The sequence below is a fragment of the Exiguobacterium indicum HHS 31 genome, assembly GCF_001939065.1.
Lineage (GTDB): Bacteria > Bacillota > Bacilli > Exiguobacteriales > Exiguobacteriaceae > Exiguobacterium_A > Exiguobacterium_A indicum.
In genome coordinates, this window is sequence record NZ_MPSZ01000002.1 from 159137 (window position 1) to 175111 (window position 15975).

The following is a 15975-nucleotide window of genomic DNA, read 5'->3' on the forward strand; positions in this document are numbered from 1 at the left end:
CTTCAGACAAGGACACGACGGGACTTCATACTTGAATTATATCAAATTACGAACAAACGTTCTAGTGATGTCACTCGTCGGAATGTGCTATTATTAGCAGAAAAAGGAAATGAGGTTCGTCTATGAAATTTGTCTTGTTACTCGGTCCCCAAGCGGTCGGAAAGATGACGATCGGTCAGGAAATCGAACGATTGACGGAGATGAAAGTCTTTCATAACCACCAGACGATCGACCTGTTATTGCCTTATTTTGATTTCTCTGAACCCGCACATCACCGCTTAAAGGATACGATCCGGCGCGAGATGTTCAAGGAAATGGCGAACAGCTCGCTCGAAGGTGTCCTGTTTACGTTCCTCTGTCTATTCGGCGTCGAAGGCGGCGGTCTTGAGTTCATCGAAGAGACAGTTGAGTTATTCGAACAAGCAGGTGCTGACGTCTACATCGTTGAACTCGATGCGCCAGTCGCAACTCGCCTGCACCGAAACACGACTGAAAACCGATTGACGCACAAAGTAACGAAGCGTGATCTCGCCGCTTCTGAACAAGACTTACGCGAGACGGCGGACGGATACCGAACACGCTCGCTGCCAGGCGAACTACCAGACGTTAACTATCTCTTCCTCGATACGGAACAATTAAGTGCACGTGAAAGTGCAGAAACGATTTGCGATCATTTCAACTGGTCCAAAACAACGGTCTAATCACAAACAAGCCCCGTCCTGCTCAGCAGGCGGGGCTTTAATGATAGAGTTTGCGTTCATATCGATTCGCCTGCAACTGAAATCCGTTCCGACGCCAGACCGCCGCATTGCCCGCTTCGCCGTAAACATACGTCAGTAATAACGTCCGTGCGAGATACGACAAAATCGACGTCAACGCTTCTGTAATGTATCCGTGCTGATCATCCTCATCAGTCGTCGTATAACGTAAGTTTCCGGTCGATGCATTCCATGTGAAGGTAATCGTCCCGACAATCGTTTTCTCACGCAACGCATGCAACGTCCACTTGCAACCCGATTCGTCATCCGTTGCTTCGACAAACAGGCGCGACGTCGTAAAATCCGGATGTCGTCCTTGCATTCAGCTCTCCTCCTCGACCTCAAACGTTGCTGTCGCGTAAGCCTCTCCGTTAATCAAAATCGTCAATGTATGTGTACCAGGGTAATGGACACGCGTCGTCATGTTCCGAAACGATTGGCGTCGTTCAACTTGTAAGGCACCTTTAACTTCCCGCTCCCGCAGTTGAAACACCTTCCGACTCGTTCCGCGTTGTTTGACGTAATCGATCGCGTATTCAAGACGCAGACGTTGCTCGACGGAACTGTTTACTTGAAACGAAAACTGTAACTCTTGACCAATCGTCACTGGTGAGACGACCAAGTCCGTCACCGCGACCTCACCTTGCGTGACGTGTCCGAACAACTGTAACACTTCTGGATTTCCGCGCTTCAGTAACGTCCGCGAAGCATGGCGTAAAATCCAGTCTGTATTCGGATCTGTTCCTAAGTGACGTTCGATTCGCTCGATCAGGTATTCCGGATGTGTCTTTGAAATATCGTTCAAGTGATTGGCGACACTTTTTCGGACGTAAAGTGACGGATCCTGTAGTAAGGCGTCAAGAATCGGTAACGCCGGACGCGGATCAGCAATCAAACGCGGAATCGCTTGTCCCCACGGCAGACGCGGGCGTGTTCCTTCAGACGCTAAGCGCCGGACGTGTTCATCGTCTGATGTTGTCCATTTGAGTGCCTGGTCGAGATATCGTTCCTGATCGACAAGTAGAAAACGCCGAACGGCGAACTCCGACGTCGAATGTTGCGTCAACTTGGCAAGTATCTCTATCGCAAGCGTCCAGTCAGAAAGGTCTGCCGTTCGTTCGACATACTCTGGAAAAACAATTCCCGGTAGCCCAGTAAACTGCGGTGCGAGTCGCTCTAGCTCCGACACCGAGTCCGGAAACGGTGGCAAGATCGTCTCCAGCGTCTCCGCCACACGACGGACACGTTGTTTAAACGCGAGTTCTTCCCAGTCTCCCTGCTCGACTCGTCTTCGAAAATCCGGTACATCGACCGCTGCTCCTAAGCGGTCGAGCCAACTCGGTGAAAATACATCTTTAATCAAACTCATCCTTCATCCAGTCCTCTCTGTGTGCGCTCCAGTTTGAGCAATGTTTCCTTGCGTGCGAGTCCACCCGCGTATCCACCTAAATCTCCATTCGTCCGAATGACCCGATGGCACGGAATGACGATTGCCAGTTGGTTCGCTCCATTCGCTCGTGCGACGGCACGAACAGCAGTCGGTTGACCGATCCGGATCGCCAGCTCTTGGTACGAGATCGTCTCCCCACTCGGAATCCGTTCGAGTTCTTCCCAGACGCGGCGTTGAAATGGCGTCCCGTATCGCATCAAAGGTGTTTGAAACGATACCGGCTCTCCTTTGAAGTAACGACGGAGCTCCGCTTCAATTTGTCCAAAGACCTGTGATTCCCCGGGAACGATGACAGCGCGCGCTTTTTGACGTAATTGTTCGATTTCCCGCTCCAGTCCACGTCGGTCGACGAACTCGAGCAGATGTAAGAGTTGATCGTCAGCAATCGCCAGCATCGAACCGAGTGGTGTATCAAGCCATTTCGCGCGTAAGACCTGCCCGTCAAAGCGCGACGGTGCCTGCCCGAGAATCCGTGCTGACGCCTCACGAAAACCACTACTCGATTCATAACCTCCAGCCAACTGCCCTTCGATGATCGGCTTACCGGTCCGGATCTCCTTCATCGCAAGCCCCATCCGTCGTGCCCGAGCATACGCGACGAACGTCATTCCGAAGCGTTTCTTGAACTGGCGGCGTGCCGTTGATTCATCGAGACCAAGTGCTCGAAAATCGGCTTCCTTGAATCGTTTGTCCGGTTCTGCCTCGACCGCTTCGATCAAGCGTTGAATCGTACCATGATCTCCGGGATAAGCAAGCGGATGACAACGACGGCACGGTCGATAAGAGGCAAGTAATGCCTCTTGCGCCGTCTCAAAAAACTCACAGTTCTCCGCTTTCGGTTTTCGTGCCGGACACGTCGGACGACAAAAGATGCCGGTCGTCTTGACGCCGACGAAAAACGTCCCTTCGTACGTTGCGTCTCGGCGAACGAGCGCTTCATAATACGTGTGATGTTCCATCGCCTTCCCCTCCTTTGTCCTTAGTATACCGGCTTGTCCGGTCATCATGTCGCCGAAAATCAGGCATTGATATGTTTAAGATTCACTTAAGAAACATCGTCCTGTTTTCGAAAGGGACGATGTGCATACTACATGATATACTCAACGGAAAGTAGGGTTTTCATGTTTGATTTCTTAAAAGAAGCACTTCACGCACCACTCCGTGTCGGAGCCATCGCACCGAGCAGTCCACGTCTGGCTGAAATGATGGCACGACGCGCCGTCGCCGATCGTCCACGCCAAATTCTTGAAGTCGGAGCGGGTGACGGAGCGATTACCAAAGCTTTACTGGCCGCTCGTTCACCGGAGACACATCTCTTGATTTGTGAACGGAGCGAAACGTTCCGCCCGGCACTCGAACAATTACTGGCTCAGGAAACGAACGTCACTCTCTTCATTGGTGACGTTCAAGGATTATCCGATTCATGGAGCGAACAGATCGACGTCATCGTCAGTGGTCTCCCGTTCGCGTCGTTCCCGGCAGCGTTGCGGCATGACTTATTAGCACAATTCCAAACGTTACTACGACCAGGCGGTCACTTCATCGCCTTTCAATACACCCGGTTCCAGTTCAAGATGTTCCGGGACTATTTCCAAGAACACAGCTATTCGCACACGCTCTACAATCTGCCCCCGGCTTACGTCTTCGAGGGGGTGCAACAGGAGGAAATGAATCATGCCTACACTCTTGATCGTTGATGACGAAGCAGACATCCGTCAATTGCTTCGACTCTATTTAACAAATGAAGGTTACGAGATCCTCGAAGCCGAAAACGGTGAGGAGGCGTTAACGACTCTTGCAACGCGTCCAGTTGATGCGATGTTACTCGACGTGATGATGCCCGTTTGCGATGGCTTCTCGACCGTTCAAGCTGCGCGCGCTGCCGGTCACACGTTACCCGTCTTGATGCTGACAGCGAAACGCGAAGATATGGATAAGATTCAAGGTTTGACCTTCGGGGCGGACGATTACATCGGTAAACCGTTCAATCCGCTTGAAGTCGTCGCCCGCGTCAAAGCACTACTGCGACGTGTCAGCCAGTATCATGTCCCAACTACTACTTCAGCAGTCCAGGTGGGACCATTCACGCTCAAAGAAGACGAACGCGTCATCTTTAAGTATGATGTTCCGCTTGCCCTGACCCGCCGTGAATTTGATTGCCTGGCGCTCTTCTTGAATCATCCGCGTCGCGTTTTTTCGGCTGACGACCTGTATGAGCGGGTTTGGCAGGAGGAAGCACTCGGTTCCGCATCGAACGCTGTCATGGTCTTGATCCATAAGCTCCGTGACAAGATTGAGGACGTTCCGAAAGAACCACGCTACCTCCAGACGGTCTGGGGCGTCGGTTATAAGGTCGAACCATGAGACGGATCAAATTGACGGTCTGGATGCTTGTTTTACTTCTGCTCGCTGCATTTTTGAGTACGGCACTTGCCTGGTTGCTGGCGAGTCAATTGCCGCTTGGTGGAAAAACGGTTCCCCGTTACTACTACACGACGGAAGAAGACACGGTGAGCGCTGTTAAAGAGGACATTATACGTTATCAAAATGGACAAATACCGACCGGGCCCTATGAGTGGGCAGTATACGATGCCAATGGTCGTCTGGTCAGCGCTTCCGACAAGTATCCAAAAGACTTAACACCGAGCCGACTGCTTGCTGAGCAAACACCAACCGAGCGGGAGCCATCAGACACAGGAAAGGTTAGGACATTGCACCATATCGAAGCGATCAATCTTGGAACCCGTGAGCCTGGCTATTTTTTGACTGTTCAGTCCGATAAACCAACACTCAATGAATATCAAGTCGGTAATTCGAACGCCTTCTTCATCTTACAAGTCGTCTTGTTCATCGTCTTTTTACTGCTTTTAACACGTTGGATCGCTGGTTTGTTCCGCGAACTCGAGCGACGGCTTGAACGGTTGACGGTCGAACCAGCGCCAACGGAACCGTTACCTCCCGTCAAAGGACCGAAGGAATTCAAGTTGTTCGCCCAATCGATCGAACGAATCGAACAGGAACTCCGCACCTTACGCGTACGCGACCAGGAGCGGTTCGTCGAGCAGTTGCGATTGATCACGAGTCTGTCGCACGACCTACGGACTCCGTTGACCTCAATCCAAGGCTTCATCCAGTGGCTAACCGAAAAACACGAGACGTTATCCGCGACGGAACGGACGGAGCTTCTAGCGATCGTCACCCGACAGTCAGAAACGCTCGCTTCCCGGATCGACGAATTGTTCACGCTCGCTAAATTATCGAACACCGATTATCCAGTCGAACGGACATCGCTTGATCTCGTCACACTGACGGAACAAGTCCTGGAACTGTTTCCTGGCACTTCTTCTACTGTCAATGGTCCTGCACACGCGACTCTCTTCGCCGATCCGATGCTCTTACGGCGCTTGCTTGAGAATTTGATTCGCAATGCGACGCTTCACGGGACCGGTGATCTTCGGATTACCATCAACGACGACGCAGAAGGTATCCAGCTGATCTGTTCAAATGCGATTGAATCGACTTATACGCTAGAGGAACTAAACGAATGGCTAACACCGTTCGGGACGTCCGATGCTTCCCGCTCGTCTGGTGGCTCCGGCATCGGTCTGTCGATTGTTCAGCAAATCATGGCGCGTCATGCGGGGAACGTCGCGTTGACTTCACAAGACAACCGCTTCATCGTGACCTGTCGTTTTCCACATATTTCATAAGCCTGCATCCGATGTGCGCATCGGGTGCTTTTTTGGTCAGGTTGTTACTTCTTAGACACTTCTTTGAAATTGGAATTCGATACACTAAAGACTGTTAGAAATTAGTTGTCGTTTTAAAGGAGTTGTTCGTGTCTTATGAAATACTCGTCTCGTTCGATTACATATATGCCAGGGCTTGATGGCTTACGTGCCTTCGCTGTTCTATCTGTCATTCTCTACCATCTGTCGGTTTCATTCTTCTCCGGTGGTTTCCTCGGTGTTGATCTCTTTTTCGTCCTATCCGGTTATCTGATTACCGGTCTCTTGTTACGCGAGTGGCAGACGACCGGACGCCTCGATTTGAAACGATTTTGGATTCATCGCTTCCGTCGCCTGTTCCCGGCCCTATTCGTCATGCTGTTACTCGTTCTCGGGTACGTAACCATCTTTGAACGCGAACTGTTGCATACGGTTCGCCAAGATAGTGCCTTTGCGCTCATTTACGGGACGAACTGGTGGTATATCTTCCATGACGTCTCCTATTTCGAGTCGTTCGGTAAGCCATCACCGATTCAAAACCTTTGGTCGCTCGCAATCGAGGAGCAGTTCTACCTGCTATTCCCGATCTTACTTTGGTTCGGAATGAAAAATCGTCGCTTGTTCCTGCAATTGATGGGCGTTGCGATCGGTGCATCCGTGCTTGCGATGGCGATTCAGTTCACACCTGGTGAAGATCCAAGTCGTGTCTACTATGGCACGGATACTCGGTTATTCGCCCTATTGATTGGGAGTCTACTCGCTTTCGCGTGGCAACCAACCCGCTTTAAGCTCGATATCCCAAAACGTGGTGTCCGGTTACTGAATCAAATAGGTGCCGTTACTTTGCCACTCTTGCTTATATTGATGATTGTCACAAGTGAGTTCGGAAGCTTCTTATACCGGGGTGGCTTTTTCCTTGTCGCCGTCCTTGCTGCACTATTGATTGCTACAATTGCTCATCCGGCGTCGATTTGGAGTCAATGGTTTGCGCATCCAGCACTTGTTGCGATCGGTAAACGATCGTATGGTCTATATCTGTGGCATTTTCCCGTCATCACACTGATAACGCCAGTCGAGCAAATCGGCACGTTCTCATTACTTCGGACCGTGTTGATCGTCGTTGTGCTGATTGCGTTAACCGAAGCATCGTATCGCTTTATCGAACGTCCGATTCGTCAGCACGGACTATCCGGTTATTTAGAACGTCTGTCGTTACATCCGCGACAGTTACGTCAGTTTTCAACGATGCAGTGGACGAGTGTTGCCGTGTTGACGATTCTCATCGTCAGCTTCATCGGTAACTTATCGATTCTTGCTGTCTCCGATACGCCGAAGCCAGAACCTGCTTTCGAGAAGATAGCGGCGCCAAAAGAAAAACCGAAGCCGATCCTGAAACCGACGACACCAAAAGCAAAGCCCGATCAGCGAAAAATCTGTCGACCGACGCTTGCGATCGGGGACTCGGTCTTACTCGGTGTCGAAGATTATCTCGGCAGTACGCTCAAGCAATTGACGATTGATGCGAAACTCGGTCGTCAGCTGCGAGAAGCGATTCCGCTGAGTGAGCAGTATGCGGCGTACAATCAGCACGGACGCCAAGTCATTCTCCACCTCGGAACGAACGGTAGCTTCCGGAAGGATCAATTGAATAGTTTGCTCGATCAATTCGCAAATGCCGATCACGTCTATCTGGTCACTGCACGCGTCCCGCGTCCGTGGGAAGCAGAAGTCAATCAGATGTTACGGGAGGCATCGAAGCGGAAGCGTGTCGAACTGATCGACTGGCATGCTGTTGCCGTCAAACATCCATCTTACTTCGAAGCAGATGGTGTCCATTTGAATATCAAGGGCGCACGTGCCTATTCGAAGATTCTTGCGAAAGCAACGAATTGCGCTGTTTCAACGAAATAAGACCACGTCAAACAAGGTAGCGGAACGATCCGCTACCTTGTTTTTTATACTCATCCTGTCGCTAGCAACCCAAGATAAATCAAACTGACGCTGAATAAACTCAGCAAGATACCCACTGCATGCCGACGATATCCTAGTAAAAGCAGTGGTAAGGTTGCAATCCCCATCATCAAAACCCATCCATTCCCCACTGGATCACCGGTCGGTAGTTGCCCTAGCGTCGGTTGTTCGAGACGGCTGAGTGAAGCACTCGCCATGAACAGCAATACTAAAATGATACTCTCCATCCGGAGTAACGGACGCGGATCGTACGTTGAGTCAAAACGCAACCGACGCCGAACAAGCGTGCCATTACAGAAAGCATAGAACAAAAGCGGTAACAATAAAAGGTGCTTCAGCAACAACGCTTGACCGTATGGCACACCCCAGAGATTCGGATAACGTTCAAGCGGAATCGCCAGTTGCATCAGTAACAGCCCTGACAGGATGACACCCGTAAAGGCGATCCGGGCAAACGGACTGAACCAACTTAAAAAGGCAGACCAATGAACGGTCGAGCGAGCACCGATGGCTACCAAAAACACGACACCGATCCAAGCTGTCACACATAAGAAGTGACTAAACTGAAGCGTCCACCCGAGCGCACCGTATTTGGCCGCCGCGTGACTCGTTCCTGCGATGCCAATCCATAACGGGATCGTCAAGAGTGCGAGCAGGATGGATCGTCGCTTTTGCCATGCGAATACGATCAATAGGAGTAAAGCAGAGAAGTAAACGACAAGAAACATCCGACCGATATGCAACTCCAGTAATCCTGTTCGAAGAGCCTCTGTCATCGTTTGCGTCGAAAGTAGAAAACGAACGGCACCAAAGACCGGGATGCTCGTTCCAAGAACGAGCATCCCGAGTCCCGCTACCGCCCACGACGTACCGTCCATTAATAGCGGTTTTCGTTTCGTTGGGATGAAGCATAATACCAAATAGCCCATCCAAAGCGCTCCACCCATATAGACGAGTAGTTCTCCTAGAAACGCACTCATGTCGAACGACGACGTAACACGAGAAGGATGACGATACTGATTAACAGTCCCCCGACGATCCATGGGAGCAGTGTCGGAACGAGTCCTTTTGAAACAGGCTCTGCTTCAGGAACGACTGCTGCTTTTTTTTCCATCGGCTCAGCCTTTTCTACAGTGCTTGTTTCAGCTTTTGCCGCACCCAGTACCGTAAAACGGATCGTTCCTTTCACGGGATGACCATCATCTGAAATCGACGCCCACTTGATCGTGTATTTTCCTTCCGTTAAAGGCTCTGAGACGACAGCACTCAGTTCATTTCCGATGATAAGTGGTTTCGCAAGGGCTTGTTCAACTCCATTCGCGTCTACTACACGTAAGGTGCTCGTTTTTTCAACAGCCTCACTGAACGTCAAGCGGATCCGATCGACGGGTTCAGATAATGCCGATCCATCTGCCGGATTCGAGCTTTTTAAACTCGTGTGTGCTTCGACCGATATGGGCAACAGACAAATGAGGAACAGAAGGGCAAATCGGATGATGCGCATGTCGTTTACCTCCTTTCTGCTTGATGTGTACAAGAAAACCCGCTGTCACCAGCGGGTCGTCCTTTATTGTTGCGGGCGACGACGGAGTGCGAAGAATCCAAGGATCGATGCTGCTGCGATACCAAGCAGTGACCAGACGATACCTGTCGTCGATGCTTTTTCTTGCATACCACCGAGACCAGTGTTCGGCATTCCAGATGGTGCACCTTTGAATTTATCTGGGAACTGATCGACGATTGCTGTCGCAGTCCCTTCCCCTACACCGTACATATGCGCGTACGCTTCACGAATCGCTGGGTACGTTTTGTCGTAATCTTTTTCATTATAGCTATTGAAAGCAAGCAAGAGTTGGTCAATGTGAACCTTTAATCCTTCTTCCAAATCTTTCGCTTTCAAACGTCCTTCTGTTGCTGCATCGAGGAATGCTGCCTGTTCAACACGGTACTCATCAAGTTCCTTCACAGCCATGTCGCGTGCTTGATCATCTTTCGCACCTGTTGCTTTGACATAGTCAACGAAGTAGCCGATGTGGCTCGACCAAATCTTCTTGAATTGTTGCGCTGCTTCACTACCATAAACAGAGCCAATCGAAGCTGTCAGGTCATCCGTATTTTGATTCAAGGCACCGGCCGCAGCGTCAAAGTCTTTTGCTCCGTCAATTCCTTTTTGCATCGCGAGCACTGCAAGCGCCGCGTGTTCAGAGAAGTTTCGGTTCAGTCCGGCACGAAGATCAGCTGCTGGTGTATCAACTTTCGTATTTTTGAATTTATCTGGGTACTGATCGACGATCGCACCAGATAACCCTTCTCCCACCATATACATATGCTCGATTGCTTTACGTAGATTACTGTAGGCAGCATCATAATCACCAGCAACGTAGCTATCAAACGATGTTAACAGTTGCGTGATATGGACTTTTAGTCCTGCTTCGAGATCCGCTGCCTTCAGACGTCCTTCCGTTGCTTTATCGAGGAACGCAGCCTGTTCGACACGATACTCATCAAGCTCTTTCAATGCTTTTTGTTTCGCGTCTTCGTCCTTGGCACCAGTTGCTTTGACGTAATCGACGAAGTAACCGATATGGCTCGCCCAGATTTCTTTGAAGGCAGCGCCTGCTTCTTCCCCGTAGACGGAACCAACAGCTGCCGCTAAATCATCCGTGTTTTGATTCAAGGCACCGGCTGCCTGCTCAAAATCTTCTTTACCATCAATTCCTTTTTGCATCGCAACGACTGCGAGATACGCGTGTTCAGATAGAATTTGATCGAGTGTCGCTCGTAAATCCGATGCTGGAGATGAGACATCGAGGGAGACTTTTCCTGAACTGTGAGACATCTTACTATGGTCCTCATGACCGTGAGCACTGACACCTGCTGCTGGAATCAACAATGCGGCACTAAGCGGAACAGCGAGATACGACTTTTTCATCTTCATCTTATGAACACCCCTTTGATTTTTTGGACTTCACATAGATAACGTAAGGAGTTCACGAATGGTTTTATCTTTTTACATTTTTTATTTAAAATATTTTTTCTGACGAAATAAACTTATGTAGCACTTTCATTATTTTTTAGTTTTTATTTACTCATTTCGCGAAATAGCCAACTTATTTTCTAATCATTTCATTAGAATCTTCTTATAACCTCATCTTTTATCTTTTATAGAACAGGAGTGGACTTATGAAACGGATTGTCATTGGCGCAGTACTTGCTTCGCTCGTCGTCTCGCAAGCAGTTGGACCTGTCGAAGCAAAAAGTAAAGCGAAGAAGAAACCTGTCGTGCAAGTCGATCGAGACAAAAATGGGATTCCAGATGCTTGGCAAAAACAATATCATTTGGGATATGGAAAACAAGTCGCAACAAAAGATCACGATCGCGACGGTTTGATGAATGTACAAGAGTATCAACTTCGTCTCAACCCAACTAAATCGGATTCGGATCGTGACGGGATCAAGGATGGGAAAGAGGATTCGGACCGCGACTCACTCACGAATCAACAAGAATACACAGCGCATCTAAATCCGTTGAAGAAGGATTCTGATCAAGATGGTATTTCTGATGATAAAGAAGACCAAGATCAGGATCGATTGACGACACGAGAAGAGTTCATCGTCGGTACGCAACCATTGAAAAAGGATTCAGACCGTGATGGCATCAAAGACAATGAAGAAGACCGGGACCGGGATACGCTTATCAACGAAGACGAATTTGAACTCGGTTCTGATCCAACAAAAGCAGATAGCGATCAGGATGGAACACGAGATGATCAGGAAGATACGGATCAAGACGGCGTTCAAAATAATCAAGAACTCAAACGGATCATGATCAAAGTGACGGATACGAATAAGAAAAAGTTCGAGTGGCGTTACAGTAATGAACATCAACGGAAAGAATTGCGCTTTAAAGACGAGATCGGTATTACTGACGTTGCGACGTTAAAAGATCGTCTTCTCGTCACACCATCGATGACGGAAGAAGAATTATTAACGTTAGTCGCACAGGCGCTTCAATTACCAAACATCAAAACGTTACACGTCCAGATCAAGTTCTATAATGGACAGGAACTCGAATCAGAAGATGAGCACTCGGATGACGATGATTCTTCGGATGACTCAGAAGATGATGATCAAGATGATGATTCAGACGATCATGGAGACGATGACGGGGATGATCACGGAGATCATGGTGATGACGATTAATCGTCTATACGAAAAATGAGAGGACGGAATAGTATTCCGCCCTCTCATTTTTTATTTCATTATTCTTCAATGATGGTGACCGCTACTTCCGCCAGCTGGTTTTGCTCCACCTTGTAAGATTTTTAAATCTTCTTTCGATAACTCACCGACGATGAACTGCCGTGTTGGCATGATCATCGCACTTTCACTGCTTGCATGCGCTTTGACATAATACAAGCCGGATTTCGGTAGTACCTTCGCAATCGTATAGACACCTGGCTTTGTCTCTTCTGCCGGTTCCATACTATAGCGTACTGTTCCATCCGCTTTCCAGATTTCGAAATGTACATAATCGACTTTTTGAACCGGTTTAGCTTCACGCCAGACTGTTGCTTCAAACGTCTGCTTTTTCTTCGCATCCGGTTGTAAGTCCTTTGGGATATTCATTTTGATCGATAACGGCTTAGCTACGGCATACTGTTCTGCTGCATCGGAATCGACCGCACAGCCAGCAAGACTCGTCGTCGTGACGAGCAGTCCGCCGAGCATGAGTGTTTGTATCGATTTACGCATTGAAGAACCTCCTCACACTTGGAATACGACGGATGATGAGGAAATCGAGTAGCCCGACAATGAGTAATGAGAGTCCAACAAGCGGGAACAAAATACCGAGTACGACGAGCACGGCAAGGAATCCTTTCAACATGAATGCTTTCGGTCCTTTCGGCGCCCCCATCCCCTTGCTTGGTTTCCGCTTCAACCACAGATAGAAACCGCTGACTGCAATAAGAATGATGCCAAGACAAATCAGCAGACTGATTAACTGGTTGAACCAGCCGAACTCTGTTCCTTTGTGAAGCGTGATTCCGGTCGCGACGATTTTACCGACGACGCCATAGTTGTCATAGCGGTAATCGGCGAGCACGGCACCGGAATATTGATCGAGATGAATCGTCGCTTCATCCTGTGCCTTCGCTGGAAACGCGGACAGCGTATAGATTCCACTCGGATCACTCGGGATGCTGATCTTAAAGCTTGGGTCCATCCCTTGTTGTTTGCCGATCGCAACGATGTCATCAATCGAAGCTGGGACGGCTCCTTCGACTTTCGATCGCGGAACATCAAGTGTTTCGGCAGCCCACGGGACTTCTGCGATATCCTTCGTTTGAAGAGTTGACTTCGGTGCTTCCCCACCCCAGATGGACGGTGGATAACCAAGACCTTGGTTGGTGACGAGTGACTGGAAGTTCGTTCCCCAGAAACCGGACCACGGTAAGCCAGTCAAGATCAGGAACAGCATCCCTGCTGTGATCCAGAATGCTGGAACAGCGTGGAGATCACGACGGAATAACTTCTTGCCTTGACGAAGACGCGGGAACAAGACACCTGACAGTCCCTTTTGCTTACGCGGGAACCATAGAAACAGTCCCGTCACGATCAAGACGATTGCCCAACAGGCAACGAGTTCAACGATCCGGTCACCGGTTGTTCCCGCCATCAGCTCCCCATGGATCTCTTCGATTTTATTCATGATCCGGTCATCGTCTGATAACGTTCCGATGATCTTACCGGAATACGGATTGACGAAGACCGTCGCCGACATGTCTGGTGACGAAACCTTCACTTCACTGGATCGATCGTCGGATTCACCCGGTCGGTACGACGTGACAAGTGCATCGGGATACTTCGCTTTGACGCGATCAATCTGTTCCGTCGCAGTGATGCGATCTGCTTGTGGTGTAACTGCATAATACGATTGATACAGGACGTTTTCGATTTGTGGCTTAAAAAGATAAATGGATCCTGTCACAGCAAGCATGACGAGGAATGGTGCAAAAATGATACCAGCATAAAAATGCCACCGCCAAATCGTCCGGTGAGCAGAAGAAGTCGGTGCTTTTTTGACCGTCTCTTCCGTCTGCATGAGATTCATATGTATCCTCCTCTGGCAATAAATATGTCCACTCTGTGAACACCTTCTAGTATAAGCGTTTACAATCCAATTTCAGCCACTTGCTTGTGACGATAAATTGCCAATACAGTGTGTAAATCACGTAGCTTTTAAGAAGTGAAAAACGTCTTTTTTTGACAATGATTTCACTTTTCTTGTAGATTACTTCTTATTTCAAAAAACTATCCTTATTCATAAAACCAAACTTCATCTAAAAAAGCGAATCCTAATCTGGATTCGCTTGCTCGTGTGATGTTTTTATATTGAAGAACTTTCCTCGACTGATTCCTTTTGACGCCGATGATATACGATACCTGTTACTACTAGACCGATTAAGATGACTACGATCGCACTGATGATTCCGGGATTCACCTGAAGCCAGTTCCACAGCTCCGACCACGTCACAGCTTCTCCGATCCGGACGATCAAAAAAGTCCAGAGTCCTGTATAAACGCCTGCTGCTAAGAATGTCATTACTAAATAACGAGGTAACGGATAACCGAGGAGTCCGGCGACATAATGAATCGGATGTCTGACGCCGGGTAAGAAGAACGATAGTCCGATCGCCCATAACCCGCGCCGTTCGATGATCGTTTCTGCTCGTTCTAAGAAACGTGACTTCATCCAGCGTTTGACGAGCGGAATCTCACGGAAGAACCGAGCAAGTAGATAAAACCACGTAAAGGCGATGAAGAAGACCGGCCATGCGGTCAACCAGATGACGACCGGGTACATCCCCTCTCGTAATCGAAGTGCTGCAAAACTCATCATCAAGACATCGTCCGACAATGGGGTGAACATGATTCCGCCAGCCAGGCGGACGAGTGCCATGATATCCATCACGTATCCCTTCTTTCTGTTTCTCTCTACTTTCAGTATCCCCGATTTTTCTGAAGTTGAGCCCTATCCATTTCTTAAGTTCTTCTTTAGTTATACTTTTCCGATCAAAAGAGATCATCATCGATGATTTAAAGTCACGTAGACCGGAGGATATGTATACGCAATCGTTCAATAAAAAATCCTTTTCCCACATCGAGAAAAAGGGTTTCATCCGTCCGTTCGAGAAGGGGTACAACGTACATCTGAACGCTCATCTGATAGGAGGAATTTCCATGTTACATCGCCGGAAGACCTATACGATTCGTCCCGAACGCCTAGAAGAATTCACTGAGTTTTTCCATACCTATTTGTACCCGCTCCAAGTCAGCCATGGTGCCCGTCTTGTTGGTCGCTGGGTGACCGAGGCAGAAGATGAAGTCATCGCCATTTGGGAATATCGCGACCGTGAACATTACGAACAAGTCGATCGTGATGTCCGCAACAGTGCCTTACGTCGCGAAGCGATGAAGAAGCGCGCGCGTCTCGGCAAAAACCTCTATATCAAATCCTATGAAGATTTCATGACAGCGACCGGTACGTATGCTCCCCCTCGCGCGATCGTCAGCGTGACCGCGTACATCACGAACGATGCCGGTGAAGTCCTGCTCGTCCGCAACCTCCACCGGGGTGATACGTATGAGATGCCGGGTGGACAAGTCGAAAATCACGAGTCGATTCTTGACGCCATCAAACGGGAAGTCAAAGAAGAAACCGGTGTTGATGTCACGATCGATGGCATCACCGGTATCTATCAAAATGTCTCAAGCCATGTCCTGTGCGTCTGCTTCCGTGGGAAAGCCGTCGGTGGTGAACTCGCGACACAAGAAGGCGAAACGACGGATGTCGGCTTCTTCCCGCTGACACGTGACTCGCTGAGTGAGTATATCAAACGGGAACACTTCCAGTTGCGGACGCTTGATGCGATGGATCCCCATTACTTCCCGCATGCCTTATATAAAGTCAGACCGTATGAACTGATCAGCCGGTACGACGGTAACGCAACGTCGTCTTCACGGTAAACCAAAAATCCCCTTACAGTGTTTTCACTGTAAGGGG

General features: G+C 49.1%; 16 protein-coding genes. 7 read left to right on the top strand and 9 right to left on the bottom strand.

All coding sequences use genetic code 11. The features are described 5' to 3' along the window. Positions 1–122 precede the first annotated feature (122 nt). Positions 123–701, top strand: coding sequence for an AAA family ATPase (locus N179_RS09125; protein ID WP_035399136.1), 579 nt, complete (start codon positions 123–125; stop codon positions 699–701). Between the two features lie 37 nt (positions 702–738). Here the strand turns inward: N179_RS09125 and N179_RS09130 are convergent, their stop codons facing one another. From N179_RS09130 to N179_RS09140, 3 genes are read right to left on the bottom strand one after another with little or no spacing between them, the layout of a single operon-like run. Beyond that, positions 739–1080 carry a GNAT family N-acetyltransferase gene (locus N179_RS09130; RefSeq protein ID WP_055969973.1) on the bottom strand — a complete coding sequence of 114 codons (342 nt, stop codon included), beginning with the start codon at positions 1078–1080 and terminating at the stop codon, positions 739–741. Then, positions 1081–2127, bottom strand: a complete 1047-nt coding sequence (locus N179_RS09135) for a DNA alkylation repair protein (protein ID WP_075642741.1) — start codon at positions 2125–2127, stop codon at positions 1081–1083. Continuing rightward, positions 2124–3167 (bottom strand): bifunctional transcriptional activator/DNA repair enzyme AdaA, encoded by a 1044-nt coding sequence (locus N179_RS09140; protein ID WP_023466857.1) that lies wholly within the window; start codon positions 3165–3167, stop codon positions 2124–2126. The genes N179_RS09135 and N179_RS09140 overlap by 4 nt, the downstream gene beginning before the upstream one ends. 162 nt (positions 3168–3329) lie before the next feature. On the opposite strand from N179_RS09140, the gene N179_RS09145 reads away from it, so the two are divergent. The 4 genes from N179_RS09145 (at position 3330) to N179_RS09160 (ending at position 7847) form a co-directional block, all read left to right on the top strand. After that, a complete protein-coding gene (locus N179_RS09145; protein WP_058713445.1) occupies positions 3330–3905 on the top strand; it encodes a class I SAM-dependent methyltransferase in 576 nt (191 codons plus the stop codon). Next, a complete protein-coding gene (locus tag N179_RS09150; protein WP_075642742.1) occupies positions 3883–4572 on the top strand; it encodes a response regulator transcription factor in 690 nt (229 codons plus the stop codon). Before N179_RS09145 ends, N179_RS09150 begins: the two co-directional genes overlap by 23 nt. Then, complete coding sequence (locus tag N179_RS09155; protein WP_058265506.1) at positions 4569–5918, top strand: sensor histidine kinase; 1350 nt, start codon at positions 4569–4571, stop codon at positions 5916–5918. Before N179_RS09150 ends, N179_RS09155 begins: the two co-directional genes overlap by 4 nt. Positions 5919–6053: 135 nt before the next feature. Continuing rightward, complete coding sequence (locus N179_RS09160; RefSeq protein ID WP_075642743.1) at positions 6054–7847, top strand: acyltransferase family protein; 1794 nt, start codon at positions 6054–6056, stop codon at positions 7845–7847. Positions 7848–7897: 50 nt separating this feature from the next. On the opposite strand, the gene N179_RS09165 is transcribed toward N179_RS09160, so the two are convergent. From N179_RS09165 to N179_RS09175, 3 genes are all read right to left on the bottom strand, one after another. Beyond that, positions 7898–8887 (bottom strand): copper resistance D family protein, encoded by a 990-nt coding sequence (locus tag N179_RS09165; protein ID WP_158024759.1) that lies wholly within the window; start codon positions 8885–8887, stop codon positions 7898–7900. Next, positions 8884–9411 carry a copper resistance CopC family protein gene (locus N179_RS09170; RefSeq protein ID WP_023466847.1) on the bottom strand — a complete coding sequence of 176 codons (528 nt, stop codon included), beginning with the start codon at positions 9409–9411 and terminating at the stop codon, positions 8884–8886. Before N179_RS09170 ends, N179_RS09165 begins: the two co-directional genes overlap by 4 nt. 63 nt (positions 9412–9474) lie before the next feature. Beyond that, the gene (locus tag N179_RS09175) at positions 9475–10845 is read right to left on the bottom strand and encodes a hypothetical protein (protein ID WP_023466846.1); all 1371 of its coding nucleotides are present in this window, start codon (positions 10843–10845) and stop codon (positions 9475–9477) included. A gap of 245 nt (positions 10846–11090) precedes the next feature. On the opposite strand from N179_RS09175, the gene N179_RS09180 reads away from it, so the two are divergent. Further along, positions 11091–12110, top strand: coding sequence for a hypothetical protein (locus N179_RS09180; RefSeq protein WP_075642745.1), 1020 nt, complete (start codon positions 11091–11093; stop codon positions 12108–12110). Positions 12111–12176: 66 nt separating this feature from the next. Here the strand turns inward: N179_RS09180 and N179_RS09185 are convergent, their stop codons facing one another. From N179_RS09185 to N179_RS09195, 3 genes are all read right to left on the bottom strand, one after another. Then, positions 12177–12662, bottom strand: coding sequence for a FixH family protein (locus N179_RS09185; protein WP_075642746.1), 486 nt, complete (start codon positions 12660–12662; stop codon positions 12177–12179). Then, on the bottom strand, positions 12655–14022 hold the full coding sequence (locus N179_RS09190; protein WP_075642747.1) for a PepSY-associated TM helix domain-containing protein: 1368 nt from the start codon (positions 14020–14022) through the stop codon (positions 12655–12657). The genes N179_RS09185 and N179_RS09190 overlap by 8 nt, the downstream gene beginning before the upstream one ends. A gap of 276 nt (positions 14023–14298) precedes the next feature. Then, positions 14299–14880, bottom strand: coding sequence for a DedA family protein (locus N179_RS09195; protein ID WP_053452466.1), 582 nt, complete (start codon positions 14878–14880; stop codon positions 14299–14301). Between the two features lie 272 nt (positions 14881–15152). Between N179_RS09195 and N179_RS09200 the strand changes: the two genes are divergently transcribed. Beyond that, the gene (locus N179_RS09200; RefSeq protein ID WP_023466838.1) at positions 15153–15938 is read left to right on the top strand and encodes an NUDIX domain-containing protein; all 786 of its coding nucleotides are present in this window, start codon (positions 15153–15155) and stop codon (positions 15936–15938) included. The last annotated feature ends 37 nt before the right edge of the window (positions 15939–15975 follow it).

Bases quoted from the DNA above. Each gene is read 5' to 3' on its own strand.
- N179_RS09125 (WP_035399136.1), top strand. From the start codon at position 123: ATGAAATTTGTCTTGTTACTCGGTCCCCAAGCGGTCGGAAAGATGACG.
- N179_RS09130 (WP_055969973.1), bottom strand. From the start codon at position 1,080: ATGCAAGGACGACATCCGGATTTTACGACGTCGCGCCTGTTTGTCGAA.
- N179_RS09135 (WP_075642741.1), bottom strand. From the start codon at position 2,127: ATGAGTTTGATTAAAGATGTATTTTCACCGAGTTGGCTCGACCGCTTA.
- N179_RS09140 (WP_023466857.1), bottom strand. From the start codon at position 3,167: ATGGAACATCACACGTATTATGAAGCGCTCGTTCGCCGAGACGCAACG.
- N179_RS09145 (WP_058713445.1), top strand. From the start codon at position 3,330: ATGTTTGATTTCTTAAAAGAAGCACTTCACGCACCACTCCGTGTCGGA.
- N179_RS09150 (WP_075642742.1), top strand. From the start codon at position 3,883: ATGCCTACACTCTTGATCGTTGATGACGAAGCAGACATCCGTCAATTG.
- N179_RS09155 (WP_058265506.1), top strand. From the start codon at position 4,569: ATGAGACGGATCAAATTGACGGTCTGGATGCTTGTTTTACTTCTGCTC.
- N179_RS09160 (WP_075642743.1), top strand. From the start codon at position 6,054: ATGAAATACTCGTCTCGTTCGATTACATATATGCCAGGGCTTGATGGC.
- N179_RS09165 (WP_158024759.1), bottom strand. From the start codon at position 8,887: ATGAGTGCGTTTCTAGGAGAACTACTCGTCTATATGGGTGGAGCGCTT.
- N179_RS09170 (WP_023466847.1), bottom strand. From the start codon at position 9,411: ATGCGCATCATCCGATTTGCCCTTCTGTTCCTCATTTGTCTGTTGCCC.
- N179_RS09175 (WP_023466846.1), bottom strand. From the start codon at position 10,845: ATGAAGATGAAAAAGTCGTATCTCGCTGTTCCGCTTAGTGCCGCATTG.
- N179_RS09180 (WP_075642745.1), top strand. From the start codon at position 11,091: ATGAAACGGATTGTCATTGGCGCAGTACTTGCTTCGCTCGTCGTCTCG.
- N179_RS09185 (WP_075642746.1), bottom strand. From the start codon at position 12,662: ATGCGTAAATCGATACAAACACTCATGCTCGGCGGACTGCTCGTCACG.
- N179_RS09190 (WP_075642747.1), bottom strand. From the start codon at position 14,022: ATGAATCTCATGCAGACGGAAGAGACGGTCAAAAAAGCACCGACTTCT.
- N179_RS09195 (WP_053452466.1), bottom strand. From the start codon at position 14,880: ATGGATATCATGGCACTCGTCCGCCTGGCTGGCGGAATCATGTTCACC.
- N179_RS09200 (WP_023466838.1), top strand. From the start codon at position 15,153: ATGTTACATCGCCGGAAGACCTATACGATTCGTCCCGAACGCCTAGAA.